Genomic DNA, 17,675 nt, shown 5'->3' on the forward strand with positions numbered 1-17,675 from the left:
TTGCAATTACAATTTTATAAAACGCAGTCTTAGTGCGTTAGTAACAACAGAAACACTGCTGCAGCTCATCGCTGCCGCTGCAATCAGCGGATTCAGCAGCCAGCCGAAGGCAGTATAAAATACACCTGCAGCAAACGGAATACCGACAGCATTATAAATAAAGGCCCAGAAAAGATTTTCCTTGATATTGGTCATCACGCTGCGGCTTAAGCAAATTGCCTTCGCCACATCCAACAAGTCGCTTTTAATCAAAACCATATCAGCAGCTTCAATCGCAATATCCGTGCCGGCACCGATAGCGATACCTACATCGGCACGCGCCAACGCCGGCGCATCGTTAATGCCGTCGCCTACCATGGCGACAATATGACCTTCCTGCTGCAGCTTGCGTACCACCGCTTCCTTATCCTGCGGCAGCACCTGAGCAACAGCCTCATCAACGCCTACCTGTGTGCGAATCGCCTCCGCCGTCGCCCGGTTATCACCTGTTACCATCAGCACACGCAGGCCCATTGCCTGCAGCTTGCCGATAGCCTCCCTGCTCGTAGCCTTTACGGTATCGGCAACAGCAATACAGCCTAAAAGCTCGCCTGCACGGACAAAATATAACGGGGTTTTTCCCTGAGCCGCCAGCTTGTCATACCGTTCCATCAAACTGCTGACATCAACATTCAACGCCTCCAGCAGCTTGAGATTGCCTGCCGCACATTCAGCTCCCGCAAGCTCCGCTGTAACACCCTGACCAGGGATTTGCTTATAATTGCCGGCTTCCGGCAAAACAAGCTGCTTTGCTTCAGCAGCAGCAACAATAGCTTCACCCAACGGATGCTCCGACAGCTTTTCCAGTCCTGTGGCAAAGGCCAGCAATTCATTTTCCGTAATCTTTATAGGTAAAATATCCGTCACCACCGGCTTGCCCGCTGTAATCGTACCTGTTTTGTCTAAGATAACGGTATCAATCTTATGCGCTGTTTCCAACGCTGTTGCCGATTTAATCAGAATGCCGCTCTTGGCACCACGCCCCGTTCCTACCATAATCGCTGTCGGTGTTGCCAATCCCAAAGCACAGGGGCAGGAAATGACGAGCACCGAAATAGCTATCGTCAGTGCAAAGTGCCAGCTTGCGCCCAGCGCCAGCCAGACAACCGCCGCAAGCACGGCAATGCCTATAACGGCAGGCACAAAATAGCCGCTCACCTTATCAGCTAGCTTGGCAATAGGCGCTTTAGAAGATGTTGCCTCATCCACCAGCGCAATAATCTTCGCTAAAGCAGTATCAGCGCCAATCGCAGTCGCTTCCATCTTAAAGTAACCGCTTCTGTTAATAGTGCCGCCGATAACCTTGTCACCGATTGTTTTATCTACCGGCAGGCTTTCACCCGTCAGCGCACTTTCGTCCAGGGCAGCGCTGCCCTCAATAATTTTGCCGTCCACGGGCACGGACGCACCACTTTTTACAATCAGCACATCGCCCGTAACTACCTCCTCTACAGGAATTTCTCCCTGCAGACCGTGACGCTCGACAAGCGCCGTCTTCGGCGTAAGATTCATCAGCGCCTTAATCGCATCAGAGGTGTGGCTCTTTGCCCGCGCCTCCATAAACTTGCCGACAGTTACAAGTGCCAAAATTACGGCACTCGCTTCAAAATATAAAGCATCGGCAAAGCCCGGCAGCAAATCAAGACGGTTATGTCCAAAGGCATACGCCATGCCAAATACGGAATACAAACCATAAATAAACGATGCACCGCTGCCTACGGCAATCAGGGAATCCATATTAGGCGCACCGCTTAAAAGATTGCGCACACCGTGGATAAAATACTTGCGGTCGATAAAGAGCACCGGAATACACCACAGCATCTGCAGCAAAGCGTTAATCAGCTCGTTTTCCTGCCCCAGAATAAAGCTTGGCAGCGGCCAGCCCCACATGCGCCCCATGTGCTGATAAAAGACAAGACCGGCAAAAATCAGCGAGCCGATAAGACGCTGGCGCATCTCCTCCATCTCCTGTGCCGCCGTATCCTGCTGAGGTACCGGTGCTGCAACATTTGCAGCATGCACTTTCGCGCCAAAACCCAGCTTTTCAATGCGGGCGATAATTGCTTTTTCATCCACAACACTTTCGTCAAAGGTAACGTGTGCATTATTTTTCAGCAGATTAACGCTCATCTGCTCTACACCCTGCATCCTGTTGACAACCTTTTCGATGCGCGAAGAGCAGGCACTGCAGCTCATGCCCGTTATATCAAGTAACTGTTTTTTCATCGTGACTCCTTTCGCTTGCTATCTGTTTGACGTAAAAATTTTTATCTGCTATTATTATAGCAAACGCTATCTTTATTTCAAGAACGCACTATTTAGGTAGATAGTATGTAAAAAGATACTGTAAAGATATATAATTTTTGCTGCGCAAGGCAGACATATGATTTTTTCATAACATCATTATATCTTAATCACCTTGCTCTTTGCAGAAAGGAAACTCCAAATGAAAGACACTATTAACGTCAACTGTCCCGTTGCCGCCACGCTGCAGCTTATCGGCGGCAAATATAAAGCATTGCTCCTGTGGCATCTGTCCGGCAAAATTTTGCGCTTCAACGAGCTGCGCCGCCTCGTCCCCGAGGCAACACCCAAAATGCTCACCCAGCAATTACGCGAGCTGGAAGGTGACGGCTTGATTGCGCGCAAGGTGTACGCCGTCGTGCCACCTAAGGTTGAGTATAGCCTGACGCCGCGGGGCGAAAGCCTCTTTCCTATTCTGCAGGCCATGTACGCCTGGGGCAGCAAGCTTTTAGAGGGCGAAGGCATCTGCCCGGAATGCTCCATGAAGCCTGTGGAAGCAGAACATTGCTGCTGCCACGATAAAAACAAATAGAAACGAAAAACTTCGGTAGAACGATTATATTTAGCGTTCTACCGAAGTTTTTTATTTGCTGTTCTTTTCGAAAAATATGCAACTTCTTATTACTATCCGAAATCGCTTGATACTTCATAAATTCAGCAAACCGCCAACACAAAAAGCACGCTGCAGCCTGCGCCAAGCGCAAGCCGCAACGTGCTCATATAATGCTTATAATCAGCCGATTTCTGCTTCCTTTTCAGTACCGCGAACGTTGATTGGATGGTTGTTTTCGTCAACCATTACAACCTTCGGTACATAAGTTTTAGCTTCTTCCTCGGTCATAAGGCTGTAAGCGATGATGATAACAGTATCACCAACCAGAACCTTACGTGCAGCAGCACCGTTCAGGCAGATAACACCGCTGCCACGCTCACCGGCGATAACATATGTTTCCAGACGGTTACCGTTGTTGTTGTCAACGATTTGTACACGCTCTCCCGGAAGAATACCGGACAGCTCCAGCAGCTCGCTGTCGATAGTAATGCTGCCCATATATTCCAGATTAGCCTGGGTTACGGTAGCGCGATGAATTTTGCCATGGTGCATAGTATAAAGCATATTATTTCTCCTCCAAAACTACATTATCAATCAGACGTGTGGTGCCGAATTTAACAGCTACAGCCAGCAGGTTGCTGCCTGCCATCGGAGCTGCTACAGGTTTCAATTCCGGCAGTGCATAAATTTCAACATAATCAATATCAGACATGGACTCTTCTTTAATGGAAGCGGTAACAGCCGCAGTAATCTTAGCAGCGTCACGCTCACCTGCTTCGTACTGCTCCTTAGCAGCCTTCAGGCTACGGCTCAGTACCAGAGCTGCTTTGCGCTCTGCTTCATTCAGATAGGTGTTGCGGGAGCTCTTTGCCAAACCGTCAGCTTCGCGGACAATCGGCATAATGCGCAGCTGGATATTGAAGAACAGGTCTTTTACCATGCGCTTCAGAACCTCAACCTGTTGTGCGTCCTTCTGGCCGAAGTAAGCACGGTCAGGTTGTGCCAGGTTGAACAGCTTGGTAACAACGGTAGTTACACCGCGGAAGTGAATCGGACGGGTACGGCCGCACAGAACCTTGGTAATATCACCGGTTACTTCTACCCATGTTGCATCTTCGCTCGGATACATTTCCTTCGGAGCCGGAGCGAAAACTACGTTAGCGCCCATGCTTTCTGCCAGCTTGCAGTCTGCTTCCAGAGTACGCGGATAAGCGTCCAGATCTTCGTTAGGACCGAATTGAGTCGGGTTTACGAAAACGCTGACTACAACAAAGTCATTTTCCATGTTAGCTGCTTTAATCAGGGATGCATGGCCTTCATGCAAAGCGCCCATAGTAGGCACCAGGCCGATGGTCAACCCCTGAGCTTTAGCTGCTGCAACCTCTTCGCGCAGCTCTGCAACTGTATGTACTAATTTCATTTTGAATTACCTCACTTTATTTATGAAAGTATTAATATAATTTTTCTAAAACAGCATCGTCAATCTTAAAGGTATGCTCAGGAGCAGGGAAGGTTCTTGCCTTAACATCGGCAATATATTCCTTTACTGCTTCTACGGTAGTATCATGCAGATTAGCATACTTCTTAACAAATTTCGGGCAGAAGCCGGTGGAAACTCCCAAAAGGTCATTGCATACGAGCACCTGACCGTCGCAGCCGTTGCCGGCACCTATACCGATGGTAGCCATGGTTTTCAGCTCGCTGGTTACCTTAGCAGCCAGTGCGGCCGGAACGCATTCCAGCACGCAGGCAAAAGCACCTGCAGCCTCCAAAGCCTTGGCATCATCAATCATTTTTTGTGCAGCGGAAATATCCTTGCCCTGTACCTTGAAGCCGCCCAGCTGATTTACAGATTGCGGAGTCAGACCGATATGAGCACATACCGGAATGCCGGCCTGTGTCAGACGCTCTACGAGAGGTACTACCTCAGAGCCGCCCTCCAGCTTAACTGCAGTGCAGCCTGTTTCCTTCAGGAAACGTGCCGCATTATACATTGCGTCAACAATGCTTGCCTGATAGCTCATAAACGGCATATCGCCAACTACTAAAGCAGTGCTGTTGCCACGCATAACAGCCTTGGTATGATGAATCATTTCATCCATCGTTACTGGGACTGTGGAATTATATCCTAAAATTACGTTACCCAGGGAATCACCTACAAGAATCATATCTACGCCTGCTTCGTTCACGTTGCGGGACATTGCTACGTCGTAAGCGGTTATCATCGTGATAGGTTCGCCATTTTGCTTCATTTCCTTAATCGTTGCGACTGTTACTTGTTTGTTAGCCATAATATCCTCCAAGCAAATTTCTCAGCTCATCAGCTGCATTTTCGTCAATAGTGCCATTAGCAAGGGCCAGCGAGGTTGTCGCCAGGCCCAGAGAGCAATAGGCAGGAATTACATCTGCCGGTAAGGCAGCAAGATGTTTCGCTACCGTGCTGACATCACCGCGGGCAATTGGTCCCGTCAGGACCGCTGCAGGATTTTGCGTAGCCTGCAAATTAGCCGTTGTGCCTTTGAACAAGGGAAGCAGTGCTTCCCAGGCAGCTTCATTGCTGCCGGTCCAGCGCGCCATCAGCTGCGCCGCCATAGCCTCCACCGCTACGGCGTAGTTAGAGCAGATACACGCTGCCGCATGGTAGGCCGCACGTTCTTCAGCAGGAACACTGAACGCTTTGCCGCCAAAAAGCTCAACGAGCTTTTTGCCTGCGTCCTGCGCTTCGCTGTCACCGTCCAACGCCATATACACACCTGCAAGCTTTGTATTGCCGCCGGCAAAGCTTTGCAGCGGATGCAGGCTGCCTACGTGTGCGCCCAGCTGAGCAAGCGGAGCCAAAGGCTCCAATCCCACACTGCCGCTCACATGCAGTACAACCTTAGCCGCCGGTGTCACGCTTTGCGCTAGCTCCTCCGCTACCGTACCAATTAACCGGTCCGGTACGGTAAGCAACAACACGTCCGCTGCCTGCCACAGCTTCGCGTTATCCGTCGCCGGTACACCAAACTGCTGTGCCAGCTGTGCGCTGTGCTGCTCAGATGCAGCCGTAATGCCGACCAGCACGCCTGCTTCACGCAAGCTTGCAGCCAGACGGCTGCCAACGCGGCCACCGCCAATAATACCAACCTTCAAGATTGCCCTCCCTTCTGACCACAGGAGACGCTGTGCAAATTCAAGGCTATGGAATTGCCGATTAATGCCGAAGCATATAAAAAAGCGCATTCCGGTACGGAATGCGCATAGTTAGCCTGTTTGCGTCTTCGTCCCGGTCTTATAGATCCAAGCGAGTATTGATTTAAAAATTTTTCAGAAGTAAGCTTTACTGTTAACTGCTCCAGCTCATCCTAAATGCTACTGTGCATCAGTAAATTTTACCGCACTTATAATAGCATAGAAACGCGCAGTTTGCAAGCAAAATATGCTATAATGAAAGAAAAACGCAAGGAGGTCATCAGCATGCCCTATGTAAACATCAAAATCACCAAAGAAGGTAACGTTACACCTGAGCAGAAGCGTGCTCTCATCGAAGGCGCAACCAATCTTCTGCATGACGTTCTAGGCAAAAACAAATCTACCACCGTTGTCACCATCGACGAGGTTGATACAGATAACTGGGGCATCGGCGGCATACCGGTAACCGAAATCCGTAAAAACGCAGCAGCAAAAAAATAATTTTTTCCTTTTTATTAAGATGATTCTTCGTTAACCACAAAATAAGCAAAGATTGACAGTTATAACCACAAAATATGGCTGTCAATCTTTTTTTATGCCCAACCGACATGGTTAACCATACTATTTTGCTAGGTTGACATTAAAATCTTCACAGCGTATACTTAAGCTATAACAAAGTTAACCGTATAGAATTTTAAGTTAACCAAAATAAATTACGAAGGTGAAAATTATGAGTAAAGGTCTTTTCATTACAGCAATCGGTACAGATATCGGTAAAACATACGTTACCGGCCTGCTTGTTAAACGCTTACGCGATGCAGGCGTCAACGCAGGCTATTACAAAGCAGCGCTGAGCGGCGCCGAAGAACAGCCTGACGGCACCTGGCTGCCGGGCGACGCAGTCTTTGTTGCTAAAACCGCCAACATCCCGGAAAAACCGGAAAACCTTGTTTCCTACATTTATAAGGAAGCAGTTTCTCCGCATCTGGCAGCACTGCGCGAGGGCAATCCCGTAGAAATGGAAAAGATTGAAGCTGATTATCAGGCTTCCCTTGCCAAATATGATTACGTTACCATGGAAGGCAGCGGCGGCATCATCTGCCCCATCCGTTGGGACGAAGAGCACATCCTGCTCGAGGACATCATCAAGAAGCTTGATTTGGGCGTATTGGTAATCTCCAACGCAGCGCTCGGTTCCATCAACAACTGCGTACTGACCATCTCTTACCTCAAGCAGAAAGACATTCCCGTCCGCGGCATCATCCTTAACAACTACGACGGCAGCAACTTCATGCAGGCCGACAACAAGCGTATGATGGAAGAAATTACAGCGGTCCCCGTACTTGCCTGCGTACCGCCGAATGCCAGCGAGCTGGATATTGATGTAGAAGTGCTTAAAGGATTATATAAATAAAAATCAACAGCCCCCTTTAGTCTCGCTAAAGCTCGACAGTTCCCCCGAGGGGGAACTAAGAAAGTTCGACCGCAGATCTTGCCTGCCCCTACGGGGAAAGTGCCGAATAACGTGAGGCGGAAGGGGGAATAAACAATAATGACACAAAACTCAGGAGGAAGAAAAAATGAACGATAGAGTAGCAGATTTACAAAAAAGAGATTTAGCCCACATCTGGCATCCCTGTTCCCAAATGAAGGACTACGAAACCTTACGTCCTATCATCGTTGACCACGCTAAAGGCCCCTACCTCTACGCAGCCGACGGCACCGAATATCTTGATATCATCAGCAGCTGGTGGTGTAACCTTTTAGGTCACTGCAATCCCAAAATCAACGCCGCCATCAAAGAGCAGATTGAACAATTAGAGCACGTTATCTTCGTTAACTTCACCCACGAGCCTGCTATTAAGCTGTGCGAAGAGCTGGTTGATGTTCTCCCCAAAGGCCTGAACAAATTCAACTTCGCCGACAACGGCTCCTCTTCCGTAGAAATCGCACTGAAAATCGCTTTCCAATATCAGCTGCAGACCGGTCACCCGGAAAAACAGCGCTTCATGTGCCTCAGCGAAGGTTATCACGGTGAAACCATCGGCGCTCTTTCCGTAGGCAGCATGGACCTGTTCGCACAGATGTATAAACCCATGATGATGAACAACATCCATGTAAAGGCACCTGATTGCTACCGTTGCCCGTTTGCCAAAGACCGCGAGCATTGCCAATGCGAATGCTTCAAATTTGCTGAGGAAGAATTTGCCAAACACGCAAAAGAAACCGCTGCAATTATCGTTGAGCCTATCGTGCAAGGCTGCGCAGGCATGCGTATCTATCCGCCTCTCTACCTGCAAAAGCTGCGTAAGCTCTGTGATGAGTACGGCGTACTGCTGATTGCCGACGAAATTGCTACCGGCTTCGGCAGAACCGGCAAAATGTTCGCCTGCAACCATGCGGGAATCACTCCTGATATCATGACCATCAGTAAGGCACTCACCGGCGGTTATCTGCCGATGGCTATTGTCTGCACCACAGACAAAATTTACGATGCCTTCTATGACGATTACAACAAAGGCAAGCAGTTCATGCACAGCCACACCTATGCCGGTAACCCTATCGGCTGCGCTACCGCCCTTGCTGTACTTAAGATTATGAAGGAAGAAAAAATTCTCGAGCATGCTGCGGAAAAAGCAACATATTTCCACAATGCGCTCATGGATACCTTCGGCGCTCATAAAAACATCGGTGAAATCCGTCATATCGGCCTGATTAACGCTATGGAGCTTGTTACCGATAAGGATAAGAAAATCGGCTTCGACGGCGACCTGCGTATAGGCTACGAAATTTATAAAAAAGCACTTACCCACGGTCTGTTGCTGCGTCCTCTGGGTAACGTCATCTACTTCAACCCGCCGCTGAATATCGAAAATAAAGATCTGGATAAGGCTATAGCACTGGCTAAACAGTCTATGGATGAGGTTTTAAAGTAAGGAGCAAATAAATGAAAGATTTGAGTATGAAAGAGCTGACTACTATCGCTTTGTTAGGTGTCTTGATTCTGATTTCAGGTTCTTTTAAAATCCCTTCGCCAATTGCCGGTGGCGAATTCCAGTTATCTGCACCAATCGCCGTACTCATCTGCGCCTGCTTCGGCTTTAAACGCTACATTATCGCAGGTATCCTTGCCAGTATGCTGGGAATGATGCTCGGCATGCACAACATCATCAACGTACTTGTACAGATGGTATTCCGCGTTGTTGCCGGTGGCACCATGGCCCTGCTCGGAACTAATCTGCTTACTGTTGCTGTCAGCGGCCCGCTCGGAACCTTCGCTGCCCGCCTCGTACTGTGGCAGGTTACCGGTGTAAACTGGATGGTACTCACCGCCGCAGCCTTACCCGGTATGATTTTTACCGCAGTTGCTGCCGGTGCATTCTATAAGCCCGCAAAACAGCTGCTTACCAAAGTTGCTTTGCTCAGAGGCTGATAAATAGTTTAGAGAAGCCCCCTTTAGTCTCGCTAACGCTTGACAGTTCCCCCAAGGGGAACTAAGAAAGTTCGACCGCAGATCTTGCCTGCCCCTTGCACTCTTCGAGTATAACACGACCAACATTTTTCATTACATGAAAAATGGGTCTTAGTATAGGGAAGGTGCCGAACATAGTGAGGCGAAAGGGGGCAATTTTTAACACTTAATTCATAAACTCAAACTTCGCAGGTAAAAATCCCCTGCACCCCTTGAAAGTCCAGGCTTTGTAAACAGAAAAATAGCATGAGTCTTGCCAGTTTGGTATAATTATGTTGGCTCAAAAACATACCAAGCACCGGAGGCTCATGCTATGAAAAGTATATCACAAACCACCCAGCAGATGGAATCCATCTCGAAGAAAACTTCGGCGTTCTTCCGTCGTTATCATGTCGGCCAGATTCTGCGCGCGGCCAACGCTTGCAAGCTCAAAGGATTTTCCTCCATTCTCGTTTTCCTCGTGCTCGTAAGCATCATCTTCGAGAACCGCTCGCTCTATATGCAGCGCCGACTTCACGAGGATTCGCTGCCGTTCGGCAAGGACACGGCTTACCGCTTCTTGAACTCCTGCCACACGAACTGGCGCAAGTTCACGCTGCTTCTTGCGGCGCGGATCATCAACGAAACCATCAAGCCGCTGACGGATGCCGGCCGGCGTTGTGCCATCGTCGTCGACGATTCGCTCTTCAGCCGCTCGCGTTCCAAGCGCGTGGAACTCTTGGCGAACGTCTACGACCATGTGAGCCGCCGCTATACGAAGGGCTTCCGCCTGCTCGTCCTCGGCTGGACGGACGGGAACACGTTCCTGCCACTCACGTTCTGCCTTCTTTCAACCTCGAAGGAAAAGAACCGGCTCAATGAGGCCAGCGCATCCGTCGATGCAAGAAGCAACGGCGGAAAGCAGCGCAAGCTCGCGCAGATGGAAGCGCCAGCCGTCGTCCTCAATTTGTTGCAGGAGGTCAAGGCGACAGGAATCCCCGCGCAGTACGTCCTCTTCGACACATGGTTCTGCTCGCCGTCGTCGCTGAAAGCCATCCATGACCTCGGCTATGACGTCACCGCTATGGCAAAGAAGAGCAAGAAGGTGCGCTACCCCTGCGAAGGGAAGATCTCGAACGTCAAGGCCATCTACAAGGAACACAAGAAACGCCGCGGACGCTCGCGTTACCTCCTGTCCGTCGATGCTGTCGCGACGAAACAGGGAGAATCCCTCGTGCCTGTGCGATTGGTCTTCGTGCGGAACCGCAACAAGCGGAAGGATTATCTCGTCCTCGTCACGACAGACCTCTCGCTTTCGGAGGAAGAAGTCATCCAGCTCTACGGGAAGCGCTGGGGCATCGAGGTGTTCTTCAAAGCGTGCAAGTCCTACCTGCGGCTCGGCAAGGATTGTCGTTCCGTCTCCTACGATGCGATGACGGCGCATGTCGCCGTCGTCTGCACACGATATATGCTCCTGGCTGTCGAGGAACGTGAGAACACGGATGGGCGAAGCCTCGGCGAGCTCTTCTATCTGGGGCTTGATGAGCTTCCGGACTTGAAGTACATGGAAGCGCTTCGCCTCGTGTTGCAGGAGTTTGCGGAGCAGCTTCGGGCAGAATATCCGTCAGAAGTCTTGCTGGTCGAATCGCTCTTGGAACGATTCCTGAACGATCTGCCCGCTCTTTGGATGAGTCGTCTGCGTGCACAGAAGTGTGCGTGAATGGCTTTCGACATTCAGTTCAAGCTGATTTATCAAGGCATACGGGATGTTTTCCGTGTGCGAAGTTTGAGTTCATAAATACAAAGGAGATTTCCCTATGCCTTTATACAGCATCAAAATGCGCGCATCCAAAGGTGATTTACATGTCAGCGGCGCAGAACGCATTATCCCGCAAGCCGATATCAGCAGCGCTGTCAGCGCACTTACCGAGCGCGCTCTGCATCACGGCCTCGGCCGAGCAGACTTCATCAACGTCAAAATGGAAGAGGTCGCACCGGAAAAGCTGCAATATCTCGACGCTCTGCCTGTCAGCAAACGTCCTGCCGACACAGTAGAGGAAACCTATAAAATCATGAAGAAAATGCTCTGCGAGCTGGGATTGGAAGCCAAGGCAGATGCATTAATCGACCTTCTGCGTCACAACCATCCTATACGCGGTGCAGTTCTCTATGACGTCGCCACAAACTCCAGACTTGAACCCGACCACGAGCGAGGCATCCGCGTAACCTATATGGATGCCGAAGGAGCAACGAGCAACTGTAGCGGTAAAAACCATTTCCGTGAAGCCATCGTATTGGCTACCAAAGTTGTTAACGCCCCCGGCATCATCGCCGAGCTGTGCCTTTCCGATGATCCCGATTACCTCGTCGGCTACCTAGCTTCCTTAAAGCATGGTTATGTACGCCTCATGCCGATGAAGGAAATGGGCAATCCGCACGGTGGCCGTGTATTTATCTTTGACAGCACCAAGGCTAAGGCCGAGGATGCTATCAATTACCTGGAAAAGCAGCGTGTACTTGTACGCGGACTGCCAGTTGAAAAGCCTGCTAATCCAAACCCGGAGCAGATTTTTGCTGACGAGCTGAAACAGCTTAAGGAGCAGAATCTTTACCGCTCCCTGCGCACCATGGACAGTGAGCAGAGTAAATACATTGAAATGCAGGGACGCAAGGTTTTAATGCTGGCCTCCAACAGCTATCTTGATTTGGCAGCAGATACCCGCGTTAAGCAAGCCGCTGCCGAAGCTGCGCTTCAATGGGGTGCAGGCAGCGGCGGCAGCCGTCTGACTACCGGCAATACCGCACTGCACGAAGCACTCGAAAGCAAGCTGGCACAGTTCAAGGGTACGGAAGCAGCATTAGTATTCAACACCGGTTACATGGCCAACGTCGGCATTATTTCCGCCCTCTGCAACAGTGAAAGCGTTATCTTCAGTGACGAATACAATCACGCCAGCATCATCGACGGCGCACGTCTTTCCAAAGCGCGCATCGTTGTCTATAAGCACAATGATATGCAGGACCTGGAAGCGAAAATCCTTGCTACCCCCTGCAGCAGGGGATTGATTGTCAGCGACGCAGTTTTCAGTATGGACGGTGATATCGTCGACCTGCCTGCTCTCGTCGCACTCGGCCAAAAGTATCATCTGCTCACGATGATTGACGAAGCACATGCCACCGGCGTTATCGGCAAAACCGGTCACGGTACTGTTGAGCATTTCGGCAATACCGTTCGCCCTGACATTCTCATGGGTACGCTCAGCAAAGCACTCGGCGCCGAAGGCGGTTACGCCTGCGCCAGCAAGGTAATCATTGAATATCTCAAGAATAAAGCTCGCAGCTTTATCTTCGCCACCTCGCAGACTCCTGCAACGCTCGCTGCTGCATTGCGAGCAATCGAGGTACTGAAGGAAGAACCGCAACGTGCGCAAAATCTGCAGCACAACGTAGAGTTTTTCTTAAACGCTCTACATGCTGAAGGCGTAGAAGCCTACTCTCCCACCGCCATCATTCCTATTATCATCGGCGATGAGAAGTCCGCTCTGCAGGTTGCTGACGAGCTGTTGGCAAACGGCGTGCTCGCCCCCGCTATCCGCTATCCGACGGTAGCAAAGGGTACTGCGCGCCTGCGCGTTGCTCTCATGGCAACGCACACCGAAGCGGAGCTGTCGCAGACAGCGAAGCTGATCGGTGCGGCAATCAGAAAGTATAAAAAATAAAGCACCAAAAGGCAAGGCCTAGGAACATACATCCTAAGACCTTGCCTTTTAATTTTTATAAACCAGCTTATTTATGCTCAGCTATATCCTCGGCATCAAGCACCTTGATGCCATACTTAGTAAGCAGCCGGGCGAACACACCCTGCCCTTTTACCTTCTTGCCGCTGAAGCTGCCGTCATATATTTCCTTCACGCCACAGCTGGGACTGCGTGATTGCAGAATTGCCAAATCCACCTTTTTTTCCAAAGCAGCTGCCAATGCTGTCTGCGCTCCCTTGCGAAATTCTGCATCCACACTGATGCCTTCCTTGTTCGTCACTATGCCTTCAACCATTTCCGCCGGCAAACGCGGTGTAGAGAGCCCGCCCAACTGCTCCGGGCAAACGCCGATAACCTCATGTCCTTCGATAAAATCCAACACGCTTTGATTTAAGTTATTACCACCGTTATACTTACAATTTTTGCCCAACAAGCAGGCACTCACGAGAATCTTCAAAGAAACATTCCTCCGTTATTGTAAAAATAAGCTGCTAACATACCGGATGCTAACAGCTTATTTCATTTTTATTCTTCCTTGCTTATTTCTACAGGAACTTCCGGCAGCTTGCCATCAATGCTGCGGAATTTTAAAACCGCCTATACCGATAAGAATACGTGGATTTTTCGTCAAGCCGGAAATAATATACGCCACGTTTGGGGGTGCCTTCACATAACAGGTCTTAGCCGCAATAATAAATAAAACCAGGGAAATAATAACGAGAAAAACAATTCCATAAGTCAAAATAATTCCCCCTTTATCATCTAAATGCTTTAAGTAAATCATAACATAGGCAAAACTTAAAGACAAGGTAATTATTTGTTGCATTTTGAACATTAGCACAATGTATTAAAAGTATACGATAAAAACAGGATAATCTTTTTACAGCAATTAATCCAACAATCAAAAAAGTTTTGGGAAGATTCTTCGAAGCTTTGCGGTCTTGCTAAGTTAGGCAGAGCAACAATTTCTAAACACATCAAAATATGCTTCAAACCAACAATTAAATACCTCACATTAACAACAAAATATGCTCGTGGTAAAATCATCATAATTTATCAGAGGACTTGTAGCGCTCAAGCTATTGAAGCGGGATAGGATTCAAACGAATTTCATCCCGCTTTTTTAGATAAATTATGGCAACACTCAACCCATAAAAGCTCTCATAGCTACTTAGGTAACGAAAGGAGTTTTTACAATGCAAATCAACAAACCAGATAACACTTTACAAAATATTTCCGTCGGCAGCAAAGAAATCAATGCAGCGCGTGTCGCCTTTTTCCTGCCCGGCTTCGTCATTTCCACCTGGGCACCGATGATTCCTATGGTCAAAGCACGCCTGAAGCTTGAAGCGGATGTACTCGGTCTTTTTCTTCTGTGCATCGGTATCAGAGCTTTTATCTTTATGCCTTTGGCCGGCGCACTCGTACAACGCTTTGGCTGCAAAAAAGTCGTCATCACAGGTGCAACGCTGATGCCACTAATTTCCGTGCTGCTTTCTTGCCTGCCAAACATCTGGAGCTATGCCATTGCGCTTGCATTCTTTGGGGCAGTCATGGGCGCAACGGATGTCAGCATGAACACCAATGCCGTTATTGTGGAAAAGCTTGCCGGCCGCAGACTGCTTAGCGGTATGCATGCCTTTTGGAGTATCGGCTGCTTTGCCAGCGCAGGTCTTTTCAGCGTACTGGCATCTTCAAGCTTAAACGTAACGCTCATCGCCACACTGCACTGTGCTATTGTTTTAGCGTTGCTGGCAGTTTTCGGCCGCCACTTACTGGATTATAAAAGCCCCGGCGGCGAAAAGGCCTTTGCTATCCCACGCGGCATTGTTATCGTTTTAGGCATTCTCGCCTGCATTTCATTCCTTGTTGAAGGTGCAGTTATGGATTTGAGCGGCGTACTGCTCACCGAAGTGAAAAATATGGATATAGCGTTGGCAGGCACAGGTTACGCTATCTTTTCCGTTGCTATGCTCATCATGCGTCTTTTAGGCGATAAAACTGTGCAATTCTTAGGCGAACAAAAAGCTGTTATCGGCGGCAGCATCGTCACGGCAGCAGGCTTTGCGCTCGTAGTTGTTTTAGATAACCTGTATCTAAATGCCTTTGCCTTCATTCTCATCGGCCTTGGTTGTGCCAACATTGTCCCTGTGTTTTATTCACTTTTAAAATACCAGAAGGGCATGCCTATCAGCGCTGCGGTAACTTCCGTAACCAGTTTAGGTTATACAGGTGTTATTCTAGGCCCCGCACTTTTAGGCTTTGTCGCCCACGGTATCAATATCAGCGCGGTATTCGAACTGGTTGCCTTATTGCTTGTCATTGAAGCAGGAATTGCCAAGTACGTTTTCTGCAAGCTGAAAATGTAAAATACGTCATATATCAAAACGAGCTGATTTTAGCAGCAACGCTAAAGCCTGCTCGTTTTTGATTGCAAAAGTTTTGGGAAGATTTTTCCCAAAACTTGGCGATTCTGTATGAGGCTGGGACAAAACCACCCTCTCAAACTAAAAAAGGACTGGAATTTGAGTTTTTTCTCAAATTCCAGTCCTTTTACTTCGCGTAAAATTAAGCTGCAGCTGTATGCTGCATATATTTTCTTAAATTTACTGCAATTAAAGCCAAACCCATTTCTATTTTTGCTTTGAATTTTCCTCTTACCGTAAATCTGTTGAAACGCAAATTAGCCTTCAAGAATCCAAAGACTGGCTCTACATCAATTTTCCTTCTCTTGTAGATTTTACCAGTCTTATTATCTGAAAGCTGTGCTCTAATATATTCTTTTTGCTGTTCCCATTTTACGTTTATACTTATTTTTCTGTTATTGCCTTCTTTGGCCTTGCAACACTGACTGCGGTATGGGCAATTACAACAATCTTCGCATTCGTATACTCTAAAGTTTCTCGCAAAGCCGTTCTTATCTTTTCTTTGGGAATTATATTTAAATATCAATTTTTTGCCGTTTGGACACGTATAGTAATCATCAGCATTATCATAATCCCAATTAGCGGTCTTGAAAGCATCTTTTTTATATCTTCTTTCCTGCTCTTTCAGATACATGCCATAAGTAATTAACGGTATCAGTTGTCTGTTTTCAATAATGTCGACATAGTTTTCCTCGCTGCCATATCCAGCATCAGCTACAATATATTCCGGCAAAGCAAAATAACTGCTTTCAATAACATCTAGAAATGGTTTAAGTGTGCGAGTATCTGTAGGATTGGGAAATAAGTCATATGCAAGAGCGTATTGGCCTTCTGTTGCTATTTGTACGTTATAACCTGGCTTCAGCTGGCCGTTCTTCATATAATCTTCTTTCATACGCATAAAAGTAGCATCTGGATCTGTTTTGGAATAACTGTTTCTATTCTCCATAATAGCAAGTTGTCTGTCGTATTTTTGTTTTCGGGCAATATTATCTTTTAAGATTTTTCTGAGTTGCTTCGGACGTTTCCTTTTGTGCCTTATTCGTTTACGTTTTTCGACAGAATCAGATTCAGCTATTTCTTTGTCCATAACCTCAATAGCTGAATCAAGCTTTTCGACCACCTCAACCATCTCTTTTTCGTTAATCGTAGCTTCTTGCTCAAGCTCCATGGCAGGAATTATTTTCTGCTCAACCAATTCATCATATATCCGTCTGGAATTTTCTATCAGACTTATACCATATTTTTCTACAGCCTTTTTCCATACAAAGCTGAATTTGTTGGCATTGGCTTCTATCTTTTTTCCGTCTATGAAAATAGCTTCATTGTTTATTATCTTTTCTTTTATAAGTTGGGCTCTGAACTGAATAAAACACTGACAAAGCAGTTCCTGCATGTCTTTGTTGCTTCTGAATCTGTTAATAGTGCGGTAGCTGGGTGAATATCCCTGAGCTAACCACATCATACGAATGCTGTCAGATAACAACGCTTCTATTTTTCTACCGGAAAATACCGACTGAGAGTAGGCACACAATAATATTTTGAACATCATTCTCGGGTGATATGCCGGGCAGCCCGTTTCTTTGTAATATTTATCAAAGGCCTTTTTGGGAATACTTTCAACCAAATTGTTTACGTGCCTTGCGATATCGTTATCCTGAATTTTTATTTCTAAATTTAGAGGCAAAACCAGCTGATTTATGTTATAATTTTTGTACATGACGAGTTCCTTTCCTTGTTTTTGTTATTTTGTGGTGATTTAATTCTAACAGAAAAGCAACTCGTTGTGTACTTTTAGCACTAAAAAACCAGTGGAAATTTACCTGACGGTAAAACTCCACTGGTTTTTCTGTTTGAGGTTGGGCTTTGTCCCAGCCTCATTGTATTTACTAAGTTTCAGACTTAAAGGTCGGAATGTTTGGCACGCCAAGAATTCTTTATGAAATCAAATATGCGCTCACGTAGTACGTAAA

At 47.7% G+C, this 17,675-nt stretch carries 15 protein-coding genes and 1 pseudogene; 8 read left to right on the forward strand and 8 right to left on the reverse strand.

The features are described from left to right. Positions 1-6 precede the first annotated feature (6 nt). Positions 7-2,265, reverse strand: a complete 2,259-nt coding sequence (locus M5E81_RS10825; protein ID WP_249747496.1) for a heavy metal translocating P-type ATPase — start codon at positions 2,263-2,265, stop codon at positions 7-9. Positions 2,266-2,485: 220 nt separating this feature from the next. On the opposite strand from M5E81_RS10825, the gene M5E81_RS10830 reads away from it, so the two are divergent. Beyond that, positions 2,486-2,875 carry a winged helix-turn-helix transcriptional regulator gene (locus tag M5E81_RS10830; protein WP_249747497.1) on the forward strand — a complete coding sequence of 130 codons (390 nt, stop codon included), beginning with the start codon at positions 2,486-2,488 and terminating at the stop codon, positions 2,873-2,875. Between the two features lie 201 nt (positions 2,876-3,076). On the opposite strand, the gene panD is transcribed toward M5E81_RS10830, so the two are convergent. From panD to M5E81_RS10850, 4 genes are read right to left on the reverse strand one after another with little or no spacing between them, the layout of a single operon-like run. Further along, entirely contained in the window at positions 3,077-3,460 is a 384-nt protein-coding gene (panD, locus tag M5E81_RS10835) for an aspartate 1-decarboxylase (RefSeq protein ID WP_009145844.1), read from the reverse strand. Position 3,461: 1 nt separating this feature from the next. Next, a complete protein-coding gene (gene panC, locus M5E81_RS10840; protein ID WP_009145843.1) occupies positions 3,462-4,316 on the reverse strand; it encodes a pantoate--beta-alanine ligase in 855 nt (284 codons plus the stop codon). Positions 4,317-4,347: 31 nt separating this feature from the next. Continuing rightward, positions 4,348-5,187 carry a 3-methyl-2-oxobutanoate hydroxymethyltransferase gene (panB, locus tag M5E81_RS10845; protein WP_249747498.1) on the reverse strand — a complete coding sequence of 280 codons (840 nt, stop codon included), beginning with the start codon at positions 5,185-5,187 and terminating at the stop codon, positions 4,348-4,350. Next, a complete protein-coding gene (locus tag M5E81_RS10850; protein WP_249747499.1) occupies positions 5,180-6,028 on the reverse strand; it encodes a Rossmann-like and DUF2520 domain-containing protein in 849 nt (282 codons plus the stop codon). The genes panB and M5E81_RS10850 overlap by 8 nt, the downstream gene beginning before the upstream one ends. Positions 6,029-6,352: 324 nt before the next feature. On the opposite strand from M5E81_RS10850, the gene M5E81_RS10855 reads away from it, so the two are divergent. The 6 genes from M5E81_RS10855 to bioF all read left to right on the forward strand — a co-directional run bounded on the left by M5E81_RS10855 (position 6,353) and on the right by bioF (position 13,237). Beyond that, positions 6,353-6,568, forward strand: coding sequence for a tautomerase family protein (locus tag M5E81_RS10855; protein ID WP_021719834.1), 216 nt, complete (start codon positions 6,353-6,355; stop codon positions 6,566-6,568). 229 nt (positions 6,569-6,797) lie between these two features. Continuing rightward, the gene (bioD, locus tag M5E81_RS10860; protein WP_249747500.1) at positions 6,798-7,481 is read left to right on the forward strand and encodes a dethiobiotin synthase; all 684 of its coding nucleotides are present in this window, start codon (positions 6,798-6,800) and stop codon (positions 7,479-7,481) included. Positions 7,482-7,647: 166 nt separating this feature from the next. Then, positions 7,648-9,003: an adenosylmethionine--8-amino-7-oxononanoate transaminase gene (bioA, locus tag M5E81_RS10865; RefSeq protein WP_249747501.1), complete on the forward strand. Its 1,356-nt coding sequence runs from the start codon at positions 7,648-7,650 to the stop codon at positions 9,001-9,003. Between the two features lie 11 nt (positions 9,004-9,014). Next, complete coding sequence (locus M5E81_RS10870) at positions 9,015-9,500, forward strand: hypothetical protein (protein WP_249747502.1); 486 nt, start codon at positions 9,015-9,017, stop codon at positions 9,498-9,500. Between the two features lie 352 nt (positions 9,501-9,852). Beyond that, positions 9,853-11,238 (forward strand): IS4 family transposase, encoded by a 1,386-nt coding sequence (locus tag M5E81_RS10875; protein ID WP_249747014.1) that lies wholly within the window; start codon positions 9,853-9,855, stop codon positions 11,236-11,238. Positions 11,239-11,335: 97 nt separating this feature from the next. Next, positions 11,336-13,237 (forward strand): 8-amino-7-oxononanoate synthase, encoded by a 1,902-nt coding sequence (gene bioF / locus M5E81_RS10880; RefSeq protein WP_249747503.1) that lies wholly within the window; start codon positions 11,336-11,338, stop codon positions 13,235-13,237. 67 nt (positions 13,238-13,304) lie between these two features. On the opposite strand, the gene M5E81_RS10885 is transcribed toward bioF, so the two are convergent. After that, the gene (locus M5E81_RS10885; RefSeq protein WP_249747504.1) at positions 13,305-13,733 is read right to left on the reverse strand and encodes a 2-thiouracil desulfurase family protein; all 429 of its coding nucleotides are present in this window, start codon (positions 13,731-13,733) and stop codon (positions 13,305-13,307) included. A 123-nt stretch (positions 13,734-13,856) separates the two neighbouring features. Beyond that, a pseudogene (locus M5E81_RS11460) lies at positions 13,857-14,006 on the reverse strand (flotillin family protein); the annotation flags it as partial. 466 nt (positions 14,007-14,472) lie between these two features. Between M5E81_RS11460 and M5E81_RS10895 the strand changes: the two are divergent. Beyond that, positions 14,473-15,645 (forward strand): MFS transporter, encoded by a 1,173-nt coding sequence (locus M5E81_RS10895; RefSeq protein ID WP_249747506.1) that lies wholly within the window; start codon positions 14,473-14,475, stop codon positions 15,643-15,645. Between the two features lie 199 nt (positions 15,646-15,844). On the opposite strand, the gene M5E81_RS10900 is transcribed toward M5E81_RS10895, so the two are convergent. Next, positions 15,845-17,422, reverse strand: a complete 1,578-nt coding sequence (locus M5E81_RS10900) for an IS1182 family transposase (RefSeq protein WP_249747507.1) — start codon at positions 17,420-17,422, stop codon at positions 15,845-15,847. Between the last annotated feature and the right edge of the window lie 253 nt (positions 17,423-17,675).

It is taken from the genome of Phascolarctobacterium succinatutens, assembly GCF_023497905.1.
GTDB classification, from domain to species: domain Bacteria; phylum Bacillota; class Negativicutes; order Acidaminococcales; family Acidaminococcaceae; genus Phascolarctobacterium_A; species Phascolarctobacterium_A succinatutens.